The organism is Streptomyces sp. YIM 130001 (genome assembly GCF_003574445.1).
GTDB lineage: Bacteria > Actinomycetota > Actinomycetes > Streptomycetales > Streptomycetaceae > Streptomyces.
In genome coordinates, this window is record NZ_KZ984556.1 from 154,998 (window position 1) to 171,184 (window position 16,187).

A 16,187-nucleotide genomic window follows, 5' to 3' on the forward strand; every position below is an offset into this window, starting at 1 on the left:
ACGCCCTCACCGCCCGCGGCCTCAGAGGACCCCGTCGACCACCCCGTCCAGCTCGGCGAGGAGCTTGCGCTTGGGACGGGCGCCGACCATCGACTTCACCGGCTCGCCGCCCTGGAAGACCATCAGGGTCGGCATCGACAGGACGCCGTACGTGGTCGTCGTGCCCGGATTGTGGTCGACGTCGAGCTGGACGACCTTGAGTCCGTCCGCCTGCTCCCGTGCGATCTCGCTGAGTACGGGCGCGAGCTGCCGGCAAGGACCGCACCAGTCGGCGGTGAACTCGACCAGGACCGGCCGGTCGGCCCGCAGCACCTCGGCCTCGAAATCGGCGTCCGTCACCTCGGGCACGCCTGCTGCCTTCACCGACATGTCAACCTCCCCATTCACACTTCGGCTCCGGACCTTCCGGTGCCGTGGCCTGCCCGGCGAGCGCGTCGCGCTCCTGCTCGGCACGCCGTAGCTGCGATCCCACCTGCTCCCGAACTGCGATCAACTCGCCGATCAGCGCGTCGAGTTCGGAGATCTTGCGGCGGTAGACGTCGAGCGAGGCCGGGCAGGAGTCGCCGTGCGGGTGCCCCGCACGCAGGCACTCCACGAACGGACGGGTCTCCTCGAGACCGAACCCGAAGTCCTGCAGCACCCTGATCTGCCGGAGCAGCCGCAGGTCGTCCTCGCCGTAGGTGCGGTAGCCGTTGCCCGTACGCCGTGCGGGCAGGAGGCCACGGGACTCGTAGTAACGCAGAGTCCGCGTGGTCGTCCCGGCCCGGTCGGCCAGCTCGCCGATTCGCATGTCGTCGACGGTAATCCTTGACGCCGGGGTCAAGGCCAGCAGGCCGGTCGGGCGGGGGCGGCGGCGGTAGTGCATACGCGAGGGTGCGGGCGCGGGATGCGGGCGATCGGGCGGGCCCTGGCACCGGACGCGTGAGGGTGTGGGTGCGGAGGTGTGAGGGCGTGGGTGCGTGCAGCGCCGCGGGGAGAAACCACCACTCCGCGGACAACTCCCGCCCGCCTTCAAGAACTTGACGTGTCATGGACATTGACGGCCCGCATGGCTGCAAGTACAAAACTCTGAGAGCGCTCTCAACCGGCCCCCCGGACCCCCAACTCCCCCCACGGAGGTGCTCGATGTCCCCGAGCCGCATCACCCAGGCACTCCCCCCGCCGGAAAACCGCCGCCGCCGCGGCAGCTGGCGGGCGATGGCCGTCGCAGGCGCCGCGAGCGCCGCGCTGCTCGCCGCTCTGAGCTACCCCGGTTCCGCAGCCGGTGACGTCCCGCCGCCCGGCGAGGGCTGGACCGAGCAGTGGAGCGACGACTTCGAAGGCGGCGCGAACACTCTGCCGTCCGGTGAGAACTGGCAGATCGACAAGGGGCACGGCTACCCGGGCGGCCCCGACAACTGGGGCACCGGCGAGATCCAGGAGTACACCGACTCCACCGACAACCTCAGCCTCGACGGCGACGGCAATCTGCAGATCACCCCGCTCCGCGACGACTCCGGCAACTGGACCTCGGCCCGTATCGAGTCCCAGCGCAGCGACTTCAAGGCCCCCGACGGCGGCACCCTCGCCATCGAGAGCCGCGTGCAGATGCCCGACGTCGGCGGCGACAAGGCCATCGGCTACTGGCCGGCCTTCTGGGCGCTCGGCTCCCCGTACCGCGGCAACTACCAGAACTGGCCCGGCATCGGCGAGTTCGACATCATGGAGAACGTCAACGGCCTGGACTCGGTGTGGGGCGTACTGCACTGCGGCGTGAGCCCGGGCGGCGACTGCAACGAGTCCGAGGGCCTCGGCAACAGCCGTGCCTGCCCCGGCTCCACCTGCCAGTCCGGCTTCCACACGTACCGCTTCGAGTGGGACCGCTCAGGGGACACCGAACAGCTGCGCTGGTACGTGGACGGCGAGGAGTACCACTCGCTCTCGCAGGATCAGTTCTCGGCCGAGACCTGGACCAACATGACCGAGCACGAGGGCTACTTCGTCCTGCTCAACGTCGCCATGGGCGGGGCCTTCCCGGACGGCGTCGCGGGCCACGCGACCCCGGTCGAGTCGACCGAGCCCGGGCACCCGATGAAGGTGGACTACGTGGGGGTGTGGACCAAGTCCTGACACGTCCGTAGAGACATCCGGGCCGGGTACCTCGTCGCGCACGAGGCACCCGGCCCGGTGCGGTTCACCAGGAAGGCGACCGCACGGCCATCGCCTGCGGACCGCCGGTGTCCGCGGTGAGCACCGTCCCGTCCCGTCCCGTCCCGTCCCGTCCCGTCCCGTCCCGGAAGGATCGCGGGCCGCGCCGGAACAGGCCGCCGTATCCCGCCAGTTCGCGCCCCTCGGAGGTCCGGCTGCTGAATCGCAGCGCTGCGGCACGCCGGTTGACGCGGCGGTGGCGCAGGCGAGTCGCCGCGCGCCGGCCGGACTTGTTCGCTGCGGTTGCGATCGTCGGCGCGATGGCAGGGGTTCCCGGCATCGGCGGCGACCCGGCCCGCTGGGGTGCGGCGGAGGCGCCGGAGACGCGCGAGTGGGTCGCGCTGAGAAGGGAGATCCGGACCGCGGTGCGGCAGGACCGGGCTCGACCGGCTGCGGCCGCCGGGTGACGGGCTGAGCGCGGGGCGGTACGGCCTGGGCGACGAGGTGGCGGTGCCGGCCTGGCTCCAGGCGCAGCGCTACGGCCCGTGGCCGCCGCCGCTCAGGCTGCGCGGGCTCGATCCGTCGGCGCGCTACCGGTGCACGGAGACGGACGAGGTGCACCACGGGCTCGTACTGCTGCACCACGGGCCGCACCCGGGGCTGCGCGGAGATCTGGACGCCGCGATGTTCCGTCTTTGGGCGGGTGGCGCCGTGATGCGCGACGCCGACACTCCGTGACCGTGTGCCCCGCGACGCACACTGCCGGACGGCCGACTCAGAGTCGGCCGTCCGGCAGGCAGCGTTCGGATCGCCGCGTGGACTCAGGCGTCCGTCTTCTCCAGCCCGCCTTCGCGCTGCGGCGGCACGTCGTCCTCGGACTCCGCGGCCTCCTTGGCGGGTTCGTGGTCCTCGACGACCAGGGTCTGCTCATCGAACGGCAGCTTCCCGGCGAGCACCTCGCCGACCCGCTCCCGGTCGATCTCCTTGGTCCAGGTGCCGACGAGGACGGTGGCCACCGCGTTGCCCGCGAAGTTGGTCAGCGCGCGGGCCTCGCTCATGAAGCGGTCGATGCCGACGATCAGGCCGACGCCGTCGACCAGTTCGGGCCGGTGCGACTGCAGACCGCCCGCGAGGGTCGCGAGACCGGCGCCGGTGACGCCCGCCGCACCCTTCGCGGCGATGATCATGAAGAGCAGCAGTGAGATCTGCTCGCTCAGGGCCAGCGGGGAGCCCATCGCCTCGGCGACGAACAGCGAGGCCATCGTCAGGTAGATCGCCGTGCCGTCCAGGTTGAACGAGTAACCGGTCGGCACGGTGATGCCCACCACGGGCTTCGAGACGCCCAGGTGCTCCATCTTCGCGATGAGCCGCGGCAGCGCGGACTCCGATGACGAGGTGGAGACGATGAGCAGGAACTCACGGCCCAGGTACTTCAGGAGCGAGAAGATGTTGATGCCGGTGAACAGCTTCAGGATGATGCCGAGCACCCCGAAGACGAACAGCACACAGGTGATGTAGAAGCCGATCATGATGATGGCGAGCGACTTCAACGCGTCCACGCCGGTCTCGCCGACCACCGCCGCGATCGCACCGAACGCGCCGACCGGCGCGGCCCACATGATCATGGCGAGGATGCGGAAGACCAGGCGCTGGATGTGCCGGATGCCCTGGATGATCGGCTCACCGGCGGAGCCCATCGACTGCAGCGCGAAGCCGGAGAGCAGCGCGACGAGCAGCGTCGGCAGCACCGACTCACCGGTGAAGGCGGAGACCAGGGTGGTCGGGATGATGCCGAGCAGGAAGTCGGCGGTGGACTCGCTCGCGCCCTCGGCCTGGGCCGCGCCGGTCTCGCGTACCGAGTCGGTGAGCGCGAGTCCGTGACCCGGCTCCAGGATGTTGCCGACGACCAGGCCGATGACCAGGGCGACGGTGGACATGACCATGAAGTAGCCGAGTGCGATGCCGCCCACCGCGCCGACCTTGGCGGCCTTGCGGACGGATCCGACGCCGAGCACGATCGTGCAGAAGATGATCGGCGAGATCATCATCTTGATCAGGTTGACGAAGCCCTCGCCGACCGGCTTGAGCTCGACTGCGACTCCGGGGGCGGCGAACCCGACGAGGATGCCGAGCGCGACCGCCACGATCACGAAGATGTACAGGTAGTGGGTTCTGTCCCGCTTGGCGGCCACAGTGCCTCCTTGCTTGTCGGCACCGGGTCGCGGGGGTGCGGCCGGTGTCCGGGGATACGCGCCATGCGTGCGGCTCACGTCCTGGCGAGGTCCCGGTGAATATCCACCAGCAGGTGAGCCGGGTCACCCTTCCGTTCATTTAGTTCACACACACTGCGAGGCAGACTGGCCGCATGCCCCGTCTCCCCCGTCCCCGCAGCCTGGCAGGCCAGCTCTTCGCGATGCAGGTCGTCCTGGTGGCAGCGGTGGTGGCGGGCTGCGCCCTCTTCACGTACGTCACCACCCACCGGCAGGCCGAGGAGTCCGCCCGGCGCCAGGCCGGCGCGACGGCCCGCTCCCTCGCGGACTCACCGTCGGTGCGCGCCGCGGCACGCACCGAGCACCCCACCCGAGTCCTGCAGCCGTACGCCAAGGAAGTGCAGCGGGACTCGGGGGTCGACTTCGTCACCATCATGGACATCGACGGCACCCGGTGGACCCACCCGGACCGGAAGCAGATCGGCGAGACCTTCATCGGCAACACCCAGGCCGCCCTGGAGGGCCGCACCTTCGACGAGACGTACACCGGCACGCTGGGCCCCTCGGTGCGGGTGGTGACGCCCATCCGGGACGGCGAACGGATCACCGGCCTGGTCAGCGCGGGCATCAAGGTCGAGGCGATCAACAGCCAGGTGCGCAGTCAGCTCACCGGGCTGCTCGGGGTCGCGCTCGGCGCGCTCGCGCTCGGCGGCGCCGGTACGTACTTCGTCAACGCACGGCTCCGCCGGCACACCCACGGGATGAACGCGACCGAGCTGAGCCGGCTGCACGACTACCACCAGGCGGCGCTGCACGCCGTGCGCGAAGGCCTGCTGATGCTGGACGGCGGTCGGCGCGTGGCTCTGGTGAACGACGCGGGCCGCGACCTGCTCGGCATCGGCGGGGACGCGGTCGGCCGCCAGGTCTCCGCCCTCGGCCTGCCCACCGCCCTGACCGGGGCGCTGCTCGCCACCGAGCCGCGCGTCGACGAGGTGCATCTGACCGACGACGGGGTGGTCGTGGTGAACACCTCGCCGGTCTCCAGCGGCGAGCACCGCGGCACCGTGGTCACCATCCGTGACCACACCGAACTCCAGGCGCTCACCGGCGAGTTGAACCACGAGCGAGGCTTCTCGCAGGCGCTGCGCTCGCAGGCGCACGAGGCCGCGAACCGGCTGCACACCGTGGTGTCCCTGATCGAGCTCGGCCGCTCCGACCAGGCCGTCGAGTTCGCGACCGCCGAACTCGAACTCGCCCAGGTCCTGACCGACCAGGTGATCTCCGCGGTGACCGAACCGGTGCTCGCGGCCCTGCTGCTCGGCAAGGCGGCGCAGGCGAACGAGCACGGCGTGGAGTTCGAGGTCTCCGACGACAGCCACCTGGACGACGGACTGCTGCCGGACTCGCTGCCACCGCGCGACCTGGTCACCATCCTCGGCAACCTGATCGACAACGCCCTGGACGCCGTCACCGGCTCCCCCGCAGCCCACATCGAGGTCACCGCCCGGATCACCGTCCCCGGCGAGGGCGGACACGGCGAGGAGCTGCTGCTCCGGGTGGCGGACTCCGGCCCCGGGGTGCCCGCCGACACGGACATCTTCCGCCGCGGCTGGTCCGGCAAGGGCCCCGGCCGCGGCCTCGGCCTCGCCCTGGTCCGCCAGACCGTGAGCCGGCACGGCGGCACGGTGGAGACGGGGGCCTCGGCGGACGGCGGCGCGGAGTTCGCCGTACGGCTGCCGCTGTCCGCGGGCGGCCACGGCGCCGCGTCCGGTGGCGACGAATCCGCGCACCCCCCTCTCCCCTCCCAGGCCGGCAGCCGTACCGTACGTGCCCAGGAGGGCGCCGACCCGACAGGAGGCCACCGGTGACGACCGCTCCCGAAGGGATCCGGGTCCTGGTCGTCGAGGACGACCCGGTGGCCGCCGACGCCCATGTGACGTACGTGAACCGGGTGCCCGGCTTCACTGCCGTGGGCAAGGCGCACTCCGGCGCCGAGGCCCGCCGGATCCTGGACCGCACCACCGTCGACCTGCTGCTGCTCGACCTGTATCTGCCCGACGGGCACGGGCTGCGGCTCGCCCGCACGCTGCGCGCGGCGGGCCACCACGCCGACGTGATCGCGGTGACCTCGGCCCGCGACCTCACCGTGGTGCGCGAGGGCGTCTCGCTCGGAGTGGTCCAGTACGTGCTGAAGCCGTTCACATTCGGCACCCTGCGCGACCGGCTCGTCCGCTACGCCGACTTCCGTACGGCGGTCGGCGAGGCGAGCGGCCAGGACGAGGTGGACCGCGCGCTCGCCACCCTGCGCGCACCCGAACCGGCCGCGCTGCCGAAGGGATTGACGGCACCGACCCTGGACCGGGTGATCGCCACTCTGCGCACCGCGGACGAGGGGGGCCTCAGCGCGGGCGCCGCCGCGGAGGCCGCGGGCCTGTCCCGCATCACCGCCCGCCGCTATCTGGAACACCTGGTCACCACGGGCCGCGCCGCCCGCACCCCGCAGTACGGCCAGGTCGGGCGGCCGGAACTGCACTACCGCTGGCTGACCACGGACTGAGGCCTTCACTTCCGCACGTCCGCCGGTCTTCACACCTGGCGGCCGGTGCGCGGCGCGCAGCGCGCCTGGACTGCTCATGGAACCCGCAGGTCACCGGCGTGCGATGACGGCCATTGGGCTACTTCTCATGCTTCACATCACGGACAGAGCGCGTCCTTCACACATTCTCCACGTTATGGACGCACAATCATCGGGTTCCATCCCCTTCATGGAGGTTCGTTCACATGCGCGCTGCGCTTCGTCCCCTCGTCATCGGCCTCGCCGTGCTCGGTCTCGCGGCAGCCGGTGCCAGCACCGCTCAGGCCGGCGGTCACGGCCCGTCGAAGTCCACCACCACCACGACCGAGACCAGCTGGGTCATCGACTGGACCGACAAGAGCCTGGACATCAGCCGCTCGATCGTGTTCGGCCCGATGCTGAACGGCGACACCGAGATCAACGTCGGCAACAAGGCGCTCACGGACGACTGATCCACCGTCAGTCGCACGTGATCCAGAAGTAGTTCAGACGTCAGCCCGCGGCCGGGACACCAGCCGCGGGCTAACAACGTTGTCACGGTCCGACGTCCCGCCCCTGCACACCCATTGACCTGGCACACCCGCCGCCTTACGTTCACCGGGCAGCCAATGGTGGCTCGTAGGAGGTCGTGTCGTGCGTCGCCCCACCGTCCCACTGATCCTCGCCGGCCTGCTGGCCGCCTCCGCTCTCACCGCCTGTGGCGGGGGCTCCGGAAGCGATGCTGACACGGTCAAGGTCTCGTACAAGCAGTCCACGGACAATTCGGTCCGGGTGATGGACAACTACCTGGCCGACATGAAGAAGCAGTTCGAGAAGGACCACCCGGGCAAGAAGGTCGAGCTGGTGCCGATCAAGGCCCCGGACGCCGAGTACTACACGAAGCTGCAGCAGATGCTGCGCTCCCCGAAGACCGCCCCGGACCTCGTCTACGAGGACACCTTCCTCATCAACTCCGATATCACCAGCGGGTACTTGAAGCCGCTCGACCCGTATCTGGAGAAGTGGAAGGACTGGCCGCAGTTCATCGACACCGCGAGGGACGCGGCCAAGGCCGAGGACGGCAAGACCTACGGCGTACCGGACGGCACCGACACCCGCGGCCTCTGGTTCAGCAAGGACATCTTCAAGAAGGCCGGCCTGCCCGCCGACTGGCAGCCGAAGACCTGGGACGACGTCCTGGACGCGGCCCGCACGGTCAAGAAGAAGGTGCCGGGCACCATCCCGCTGAACGTCTACACGGGCAAGCCCGGCGGTGAACAGTCCGCGATGCAGGGCTTCGAGATGCTCCTGTACGGCACCGGCGCGGACCCGCTCTACGACCCGAAGCAGAAGAAGTGGGTCGCCGGCGGCAAGGGCTTCAAGGACTCCCTGAAGTTCGTGGAGACCGTCTACAAGGAGAAGCTCGGCCCCGAGGTCTCCGACGCCCTCGACCCCAACATCGGTACCACCGTGCGTGGTTCGCTCCTGCCGAAGGGCAAGCTGGCGATCAACCTGGACGGCTCCTGGCTGCCGCAGGACTGGCTGAAGGGCAGCGGCCACGAGTGGCCCGAGTGGTCGAAGGAGCTGGGTCTGGCCGCGATGCCCACCCAGACCGGCGACGCCCCGGGCAAGGTCAGCATGTCCGGCGGCTGGACCTGGGCCATCCCGGAGAAGTCGGCCAACCCGGACCTCGCCTTCGACTTCATCGAGACGATGCAGACGAAGGAGAACGCGCAGAAGTGGTACATCGCGAACTCCGGCATCGCGGTCCGCAAGGACGTCGCCGAGGACCCGGAGTACGTGAAGGCGCAGCCCGGCATCAAGTTCTTCACGGACCTCGTGGAGTCCACCCACTACCGGCCGGCGTATCCCGCGTATCCGAAGGTCTCCACGGCCATCCAGGAGGCGATGGAGTCGGTGACGACGGGTGACAGTTCGGTCGACGAGGCCGCCAAGGCCTACGACGAGGAACTGGAATCCGTCACGGAGGGCGAAGTGGTCAAGAAGTGACCGCGCAGGTCACCAAGGGCCCGGCCGATGCGCCACCGCGCACCACCGGGCCCGGCCGGGGGCACCGGCTCATACGCATCCTGCCGCTGTCGCCCGCGATGATCCTGCTGGTGCTCTTCCTGGCGGGGCCGATCGGCTACTGCGCCTATATCGCCTTCACCGACCTGCAGTTGACCGGCCAGGCCTCGTCGAGCTTCGTCGGCCTGGAGAACTTCCGCAAGGCGTTCGGGGACGAGGACTTCCGCAACGCCGTATGGCTGACCCTGGTGTTCACCGTGCTGTCCTCCATCATCGGCCAGAACACCCTGGGCTTCGCCCTCGCCTCCCTGATGCGGCGGGCGTCCAAGCCGGTGCGCACCGTCACCGGCGGGATCGTGGTCACCGCCTGGGTGCTGCCCGAGGTGGTGGCGGGCTTCCTGCTCTACGCCTTCTTCCGCAAGGAGGGCACCCTCAACGCGATCCTCGACTGGCTCCATCTCCCGGGCCAGAACTGGCTGTTCACCCTGCCGATCCTGGCGGTGTCGTTCGCGAACATGTGGCGCGGCACGGCCTTCTCGATGCTCGTCTACTCGGCCGCGCTCAACGAGATCCCCAAGGAGATCACCGAGTCCGCCGAGGTGGACGGCGCCGGCGGATGGCGGCGCATGTGGCACATCACGCTGCCGATGATCCGCCGCTCCATCGGCACCAATCTGATGCTCAACACCCTGCAGACGCTCTCGGTGTTCGGCCTGATCTGGGTGATGACCAGAGGCGGTCCCGGCAACCGCAGCCAGACCCTGCCCCTGTTCATGTACGAGCAGGCGTTCCAGAAGCACGCGATCGGATACGGCACCGCGGTGGCACTGCTGCTCCTCCTCGTGGGCTCGCTCTTCTCGCTCGTCTACATGCGCCTGCTGCGCTCGGAGGTCTGACGTGGTGTTCTCACGGCGTGGCCTGCGCAAGCTCGCGGCGGACGCGGGGCTGCTCGTGGTGGCCGCCGCCTTCGTCCTGCCGCTCGCGTGGGTGGTCCTGTCGTCGCTCGACGCGCAGGCCGACCTCCAGGTGAAGATCCCGGACCAGTTCACGTTCGGCAACTACGACGCGGTCCTCGAACCTGAGATCACGTTCACACCGATGCTGAACAGCCTGATCCTGTGCGGTGGGGCGACCCTGCTGACGGTGGTGTGCGCGGCGCTCGCCGCGTACCCGCTGTCCCGGTTCAGGTCACGGTTCAACCGGCCGTTCCTGCTGACGATCCTGTTCGCGACCAGCCTGCCGATCACGGCGATCATGGTGCCGGTGTACGCGCTCTTCGTCCAGGTCGAGCTCATCGACACGATGTACGGCACGATCTACTTCTTCGCCGCCTCCCAACTCCCTTTCGCCATCTGGCTGATGAAGAACTTCATGGACGGGGTGCCGAAGTCGCTGGAGGAGGCCGCGTGGACGGACGGCGCGTCCGCGTTCCAGTCGCTGCTGCGGATCGTGCTGCCGCTGATGGGGCCGGGGGTCGCGGTGGTGACGGTGTTCTCGTTCGTGATGATGTGGGGCAACTTCTTCGTGCCCTTCATGCTGCTCATCTCGCCCGACCAGATGCCCGCCTCGGTCAGCATCAACGACTTCTTCGGCAACCGGGGCACGGTGGTGTACGGGCAGCTGGCCGCGTTCTCGATGATCTACTCGACGCCGGTGATCCTGCTGTACGTACTGATCTCGCGCCGGCTCGGCGGTGGCTTCGCACTGGGCGGGGCCATCAAGGGCTGAGCGGTCGTTTGAAGGGTCCTACGGCTCGCGCGGGCACCCGGCGTAGGACCTTGCCACAACCGGGAATCCTGGGCGAATACACCGTGGTCCGGCGCCCCGGGCGCACCTAGCGTGTGCCCGTGTCCGAGACCCCAGCCACCGAGACCGGCCCGCCGTTCGACGCGGCGGCCGCCCGCCGTCTGCGCCAGGCGCTCGGCATGGCGCCGGGCCATGTCGCCTACGGCGTACAGGCGGGGTACGGCCTGCACCACGTCACGCCCGACACGGTCACCGCCTGGGAGCGCGGCCTCGCCGCTCCCTCGCCGGTCGAACTCACCGCGCTGGCAGGGGCGTTGTGGTGCGCCCCGTCCGAACTCCTCGGCGCGCCGGTCACGTTGCGCGAGCACCGGCTGGCCCGCGGTCTGGCCACCGAGGACGTGGCGCGCGAGGCCGGCGTGGAGCACGCGGAGTATCTGCAGGCCGAGGCGTCGGGGAACTGGCGCGGCACGGAGCGCCAGTCCGCGGCCCTGGCGCGCGTACTCGATCTCGGCGTACGGGAGTTCGCGACGGCCACCGGCCTGGACGAGCGGCTCACGGAGCTGCTGCGGGGCGCGGTGGCCGAACGCTGGCAGTCCTACGTACGCCCGTTGGCGAAGCTGCTGCCGCTCGAGCGGGACCGGATCGCGGACGTGCTCGGGGAGTTGCACGGCGAGTACCAGGCCTCGATGGTGGCGACCCTGAGCTGGGGCGGCGGTGACGAGGACCGGGGCGCCGCGGGGCGGGACTTCCTGGACGGGATCCTGGACCACTTCTGGGACCGGGCGGGCGGGGGCTGACCTGCGACGTCGCCTTGAGCCCCCGGCCCGGGCAGGAACTAGAAGACCGACTCCGCCTCGGCCATCCGCGCCTCGGGCACCCGCTTCAGTTCGGTGACGGCCTCGGCGAGCGGCACCATATCGATGTCGGTGCCGTGCAGTGCGGTCATGTGTCCGAACTCGCCCCGGTGCGCGGCCTCGACGGCGTGCCAGCCGAAGCGGGTGGCGAGCACCCGGTCGTACGCGGTCGGAGTGCCGCCGCGCTGCACATGGCCGAGGATGACCGGCTTGGCCTCCTTGCCGAGCCGGTGCTCCAGCTCGATGGCGAGTGCGGTGCCGATACCGAGGAAGCGCTCGTGGCCGTACTGGTCGACGTCGCCCTTGCCGTAGTCCATGCTGCCGTCGGCCGGGTGCGCGCCCTCGGCGACGGCGATGACCGCGAACTTCTTGCCGCGCGCGAAGCGTTCCTCGACCATCTTCACCAGGTCGGCCGGGTCGAAGGCGCGCTCGGGGAGGCAGATTCCGTGGGCGCCGCCCGCCATCCCGGACTCCAGGGCGATCCAGCCGGCGTGACGCCCCATCACCTCGACGACCATGACGCGCTGGTGCGATTCGGCGGTGGTCTTGAGCCGGTCCATCGCCTCGGTGGCGACGCCGACGGCGGTGTCGAAGCCGAAGGTGCGGTCGGTTGCGGAGATGTCGTTGTCGATGGTCTTCGGGACTCCGACGACGGGCATGCCCGCCTCGGAGAGCATCCGGGCGGCGGTCAGGGTGCCCTCGCCGCCGATCGGGATGAGGGCGTCGATGCCGAGGCGCTGGGTCAGCTGCGGTACGTCTCGTACGGCTTCCTGGAGGCGGCCGCGCTCCAGGCGGGCGGAGCCGAGGATGGTGCCGCCGCGGGCGAGGATGCCGCTGACGGTGGTGAGGTCGAGCGGCCGGTAGTGACCGTCGAGCAGTCCCTTGTAGCCGTCCTCGAAGCCGATGACCTGGTCCCCGTGGCCTGCGACCGCGCGATGCACGATGGACCGGATCACTGCGTTCAGGCCGGGGCAGTCGCCGCCTGCGGTGAGAATGCCGATGCGCATCGTGCTGTGTCTCCTGCTCGGTGGAGTGACGCGTGGACCGCGTCCGATTGTTTCACGGGCTCGCGGGGGCTGCCGCGTCCACCTGCTCCGCCGGGCGCGAGCCCTCGCCCGCCGACGGGCCGGGGTCCTCCGGAGGCCTTGTCCGGCGGGCGTTCTAGCCAGGCCCGAGGGTATTGTCAAGGGGGCGTGACCACCATAACGGGTACTTTTGTCCGCTCCCGTCTCGAACGTGGCGGGTGACCGGATACGAGTGAGCGAAGGATCGGAGAGCACGCGTGACGCGCAGCGTGTACGTGACCGGGATCGACCGTGGCGACGGCCGCCAGGTCGTCGAGCTGGGAGTCATGGAGCTCCTGACCCGCCAGGTCGACCGGGTGGGCGTCTTCCGCCCCCTTGTGCACGACGACGGCCCCGACCGCCTGTTCGAGCTGCTGCGGGCCCGCTACCGGCTCGGCCAGGACGCCACGTCGGCCTACGGCATGGCGTACGAGCAGGCCGCGACGCTGCAGGCCGAGCAGGGCACCGACGAGCTGGTCTCACGCATCGTGGGCCGCTTCCACGAGGTGGCCCAGGACTACGAGGTGGTCCTGGTCCTCGGCACGGACTACGCCGGCACCCAGCTCCCCGACGAACTCTCCCTCAACGCCCGCCTGGCGAACGAGTTCGGCGCCCATGTGCTGCCCGTCGTCGGCGGCCGTGACCAGAGCGCCGAATCGGTGCGCGCCGAGGCCCGCAACGCCCACCGGGCGTACGAGAGTTTCGGCTGCGACATCCTGGCCCTGGTGGTCAACCGGGTGGCCCGTACCGACCGCGAGGAGATCCAGGAACGCCTGGCCGCCTTCCTCAACGTCCCGTGCTACGTCCTGCCCGACGACCCGGCGCTCGCCGCACCGACGGTGGCCCAGGTGACCCAGACGCTGGGCGGCACGGTGCTGCTCGGTGACGACGCGGGTCTCGCGCGCGACGCGGTGGACTTCGTGTTCGGCGGCGCGATGCTGCCGAACTTCCTGCCCGCGCTGACCCCCGGCTGTCTGGTGGTGGCGCCCGGCGACCGTTCCGACCTGGTGGTCGGCGCACTCGCCTCGCACAGCGCCGGCACCCCGCCGATCGCCGGTGTCCTGCTCACGCTCGGCGAACGTCCGAGCGAGGAGGTGCTGCGGCTCGCGAACCGGCTCGCTCCCGGCACCCCGGTCATCTCGGTGGCGGCGAACAGCTTCCCGACTGCGGCCGAACTCTTTTCCCTGGAAGGGAAGTTGAACGCGGCGACGCCCCGCAAGGCGGAGACCGCACTCGGCCTCTTCGAGCGGTACGTGGACGGCCAGGAGCTGCTCTCCCGTATCGAGGTGGCGCGCGGCGAGCGGGTCACGCCGATGATGTTCGAGCACAAGCTGATCGAGCGGGCCCGCGCCGACCTGCGCCGGGTCGTCCTGCCGGAGGGCACCGAGGAGCGAGTGCTGCGCGCGGCGGACGTCCTGCTGCGTCGCGGAGTGTGCGAACTGACCCTGCTCGGGCCGGTGGAGACGATCCGCAAGAAGGGCGCGGACCTCGGCATCGACCTGTCGGGGGCGCAGATCGTCGACCCGGCCACCTCCGAGATGCGGCAGAAGTTCGCCGAGGAGTACGCCCGCCTGCGCGCTCACAAGGGCGTGACGGTGGAGCTGGCGCACGACGTGGTCGCCGACGCGAACTACTTCGGCACCCTGATGGTGCAGGAGGGCCTCGCGGACGGCATGGTCTCCGGTGCGGTGCACTCGACCGCGGCCACCATCCGGCCGGCCTTCGAGATCATCAAGACCCGGCCGGACGCGGAGATCGTCTCCTCGGTGTTCTTCATGTGCCTTGCCGACAAGGTGCTCGTCTACGGCGACTGCGCGGTCAATCCGGACCCGGACGCCGAACAGCTCGCGGACATCGCGGTCCAGTCGGCCGCGACGGCGGAACGCTTCGGGGTGCAGCCGCGGATCGCGATGCTGTCGTACTCGACGGGTACATCGGGCGCGGGCGCGGACGTCGACAAGGTGCGCCAGGCCACCGAGCTCGTCCGCTCCCGGCAGGCGGAGCTGCTCATCGAGGGCCCGATCCAGTACGACGCCGCCGTCGAGCCGTCGGTGGCGGCGACCAAGCTGCCGGACTCCGAGGTCGCGGGACGGGCGAGCGTCCTGATCTTCCCGGACCTCAACACGGGCAACAACACCTACAAGGCGGTGCAGCGTTCGGCCGGCGCGATCGCCGTCGGCCCGGTTCTGCAGGGCCTCAACAAGCCGGTCAACGACCTGTCGCGGGGCGCCCTCGTGCAGGACATCGTGAACACCGTGGCCATCACCGCGATCCAGGCGCAGGGGCCGGGCGCATGACCGGCCGCACCCGCGTACTCCCCCGCCAGGGCACAACCTGTACCGCCGATCCGGAGGCACCGCTCTCGTGACCACCCCGACCCGCGTCCTCGTTCTCAACTCCGGCTCGTCGTCGGTGAAGTACCAACTGCTCGACATGCGGGACACCTCGCGGCTCGCAGTGGGCCTGGTCGAGCGCATCGGCGAGGAGACCTCCCGGCTCAAGCACACGCCGCTGACCGGTGAGGGCGCCGGGGCCAGGGTGTTCGAGGGCCCGATCGCCGATCACGCGCAGGCGCTCGCCGCCGTCGCGCGCGAGCTGGCCGAGGACGGACTCGGCCTCGACTCCCCCGAACTGGCCGCGGTGGGGCACCGGGTGGTGCACGGCGGCAAGTACTTCACCGTGCCGACCGTCATCGACGACGCGGTACTCAAGGAGATCAAGCGGCTCATCCCGGTGGCGCCGCTGCACAACCCGGCCAACGTCACGGGCATCGAGGTGGCCACCCGGATGCGGCCCGACCTGCCGCAGATCGCGGTCTTCGACACCTCGTTCCACACCACGATGCCGGAGTCGGCCTCGCGCTACGCGATCGACGTGGGCACCGCCGACGAGCACCGCATCCACCGCTACGGCTTCCACGGCACCTCGCACGCGTACGTGTCGCGGGAGACCGCGAAGCTCCTCGGCAAGTCGCCCGAGGAGGTCAACGTGATCGTCCTGCACCTGGGCAACGGCGCATCGGCTTCCGCGGTGCTCGGCGGGCGCTGCGTGGACACCTCGATGGGCCTGACGCCGTTGGAGGGCCTGGTGATGGGTACGCGTTCCGGGGACATCGATCCGGCCGTGATCTTCCATCTCGCACGGGTCGCGGGCATGGACATCGACACGATCGACGAGCTGCTCAACAAGCGCAGCGGCATGGTCGGCCTCTGCGGCGACAACGACATGCGGGAGATCACCCGGCGGATGTACGAGGGCGACGACAGCGCCCGGCTCGCCTTCGAGATCTATGTGCACCGCCTGAAGAAGTACATCGGCGCCTACTCGGCCGTGCTCGGCCACGTGGACGCCCTGACATTCACCGCGGGGGTCGGCGAGAACTCGACGGCGGTGCGCGACGCCGCGGTGTCCGGGCTCGAGGGCTTCGGCCTCGCGGTCGACCCGGCCCTGAACGAGGCCCGCGCGGACGGCGCGCGGCTGATCTCCCCGCCCGCGGCGCGTGTCGCGGTGGCGGTGGTGCCCACCGATGAGGAACTGGAGATCGCGACGTCGGCGTACGCCCTCGTGACTGCGGCCTGAACGGGCCACACCTGAGCGGCGGTTC

13 protein-coding genes and 2 pseudogenes are annotated in these 16,187 nt (G+C 70.2%); 11 read left to right on the plus strand and 4 right to left on the minus strand.

From position 1 onward, the window contains the following. Positions 1-21: 21 nt before the first annotated feature. Together trxA and DSC45_RS17925 are read right to left on the minus strand one after the other, a co-directional pair. Entirely contained in the window at positions 22-369 is a 348-nt protein-coding gene (trxA, locus tag DSC45_RS17920; RefSeq protein ID WP_119292115.1) for a thioredoxin, read from the minus strand. 1 nt (position 370) lies between these two features. Beyond that, a complete protein-coding gene (locus tag DSC45_RS17925) occupies positions 371-790 on the minus strand; it encodes a MerR family transcriptional regulator (protein WP_119292120.1) in 420 nt (139 codons plus the stop codon). Between the two features lie 407 nt (positions 791-1,197). Here DSC45_RS17925 and DSC45_RS17930 point away from each other — a divergent pair. After that, positions 1,198-2,103, plus strand: a pseudogene (locus tag DSC45_RS17930) (glycoside hydrolase family 16 protein); the annotation flags it as partial. Positions 2,104-2,421: 318 nt separating this feature from the next. Then, positions 2,422-2,865: pseudogene (locus tag DSC45_RS17940) on the plus strand (GH36 C-terminal domain-containing protein); the annotation flags it as partial. Between the two features lie 83 nt (positions 2,866-2,948). On the opposite strand, the gene DSC45_RS17945 reads toward DSC45_RS17940, so the two are convergent. After that, on the minus strand, positions 2,949-4,319 hold the full coding sequence (locus DSC45_RS17945) for a cation:dicarboxylate symporter family transporter (protein WP_119292124.1): 1,371 nt from the start codon (positions 4,317-4,319) through the stop codon (positions 2,949-2,951). Positions 4,320-4,492: 173 nt separating this feature from the next. On the opposite strand from DSC45_RS17945, the gene DSC45_RS17950 reads away from it, so the two are divergent. The 7 genes from DSC45_RS17950 to DSC45_RS17980 all read left to right on the plus strand — a co-directional run bounded on the left by DSC45_RS17950 (position 4,493) and on the right by DSC45_RS17980 (position 11,462). Continuing rightward, complete coding sequence (locus tag DSC45_RS17950; RefSeq protein WP_119292126.1) at positions 4,493-6,205, plus strand: sensor histidine kinase; 1,713 nt, start codon at positions 4,493-4,495, stop codon at positions 6,203-6,205. Then, positions 6,202-6,894: a response regulator gene (locus DSC45_RS17955; protein ID WP_119292128.1), complete on the plus strand. Its 693-nt coding sequence runs from the start codon at positions 6,202-6,204 to the stop codon at positions 6,892-6,894. Before DSC45_RS17950 ends, DSC45_RS17955 begins: the two co-directional genes overlap by 4 nt. A 224-nt stretch (positions 6,895-7,118) precedes the next feature. Beyond that, positions 7,119-7,364: a hypothetical protein gene (locus tag DSC45_RS17960; RefSeq protein ID WP_119292130.1), complete on the plus strand. Its 246-nt coding sequence runs from the start codon at positions 7,119-7,121 to the stop codon at positions 7,362-7,364. A gap of 181 nt (positions 7,365-7,545) precedes the next feature. Continuing rightward, positions 7,546-8,901: an ABC transporter substrate-binding protein gene (locus DSC45_RS17965; protein ID WP_119292131.1), complete on the plus strand. Its 1,356-nt coding sequence runs from the start codon at positions 7,546-7,548 to the stop codon at positions 8,899-8,901. Positions 8,902-8,999: 98 nt separating this feature from the next. Continuing rightward, positions 9,000-9,815 carry a carbohydrate ABC transporter permease gene (locus tag DSC45_RS17970; RefSeq protein WP_240434716.1) on the plus strand — a complete coding sequence of 272 codons (816 nt, stop codon included), beginning with the start codon at positions 9,000-9,002 and terminating at the stop codon, positions 9,813-9,815. 4 nt (positions 9,816-9,819) lie between these two features. Then, positions 9,820-10,647, plus strand: coding sequence for a carbohydrate ABC transporter permease (locus DSC45_RS17975; protein WP_240434702.1), 828 nt, complete (start codon positions 9,820-9,822; stop codon positions 10,645-10,647). 119 nt (positions 10,648-10,766) lie between these two features. Beyond that, the gene (locus DSC45_RS17980) at positions 10,767-11,462 is read left to right on the plus strand and encodes a helix-turn-helix domain-containing protein (RefSeq protein ID WP_119292137.1); all 696 of its coding nucleotides are present in this window, start codon (positions 10,767-10,769) and stop codon (positions 11,460-11,462) included. Between the two features lie 38 nt (positions 11,463-11,500). Here the strand turns inward: DSC45_RS17980 and DSC45_RS17985 are convergent, their stop codons facing one another. Beyond that, positions 11,501-12,526 (minus strand): ATP-dependent 6-phosphofructokinase, encoded by a 1,026-nt coding sequence (locus tag DSC45_RS17985; RefSeq protein WP_119292139.1) that lies wholly within the window; start codon positions 12,524-12,526, stop codon positions 11,501-11,503. 275 nt (positions 12,527-12,801) lie between these two features. On the opposite strand from DSC45_RS17985, the gene pta reads away from it, so the two are divergent. After that, entirely contained in the window at positions 12,802-14,880 is a 2,079-nt protein-coding gene (gene pta, locus DSC45_RS17990) for a phosphate acetyltransferase (protein ID WP_119292141.1), read from the plus strand. A 67-nt stretch (positions 14,881-14,947) separates the two neighbouring features. Then, complete coding sequence (locus tag DSC45_RS17995) at positions 14,948-16,162, plus strand: acetate kinase (RefSeq protein ID WP_119292142.1); 1,215 nt, start codon at positions 14,948-14,950, stop codon at positions 16,160-16,162. Positions 16,163-16,187: the final 25 nt, after the last annotated feature.

Bases quoted from the DNA above. Each gene is read 5' to 3' on its own strand.
- trxA (WP_119292115.1), bottom strand. From the start codon at position 369: ATGTCGGTGAAGGCAGCAGGCGTGCCCGAGGTGACGGACGCCGATTTC.
- DSC45_RS17925 (WP_119292120.1), bottom strand. From the start codon at position 790: ATGCGAATCGGCGAGCTGGCCGACCGGGCCGGGACGACCACGCGGACT.
- DSC45_RS17950 (WP_119292126.1), top strand. From the start codon at position 4,493: ATGCCCCGTCTCCCCCGTCCCCGCAGCCTGGCAGGCCAGCTCTTCGCG.
- DSC45_RS17960 (WP_119292130.1), top strand. From the start codon at position 7,119: ATGCGCGCTGCGCTTCGTCCCCTCGTCATCGGCCTCGCCGTGCTCGGT.
- DSC45_RS17970 (WP_240434716.1), top strand. From the start codon at position 9,000: ATGATCCTGCTGGTGCTCTTCCTGGCGGGGCCGATCGGCTACTGCGCC.
- DSC45_RS17985 (WP_119292139.1), bottom strand. From the start codon at position 12,526: ATGCGCATCGGCATTCTCACCGCAGGCGGCGACTGCCCCGGCCTGAAC.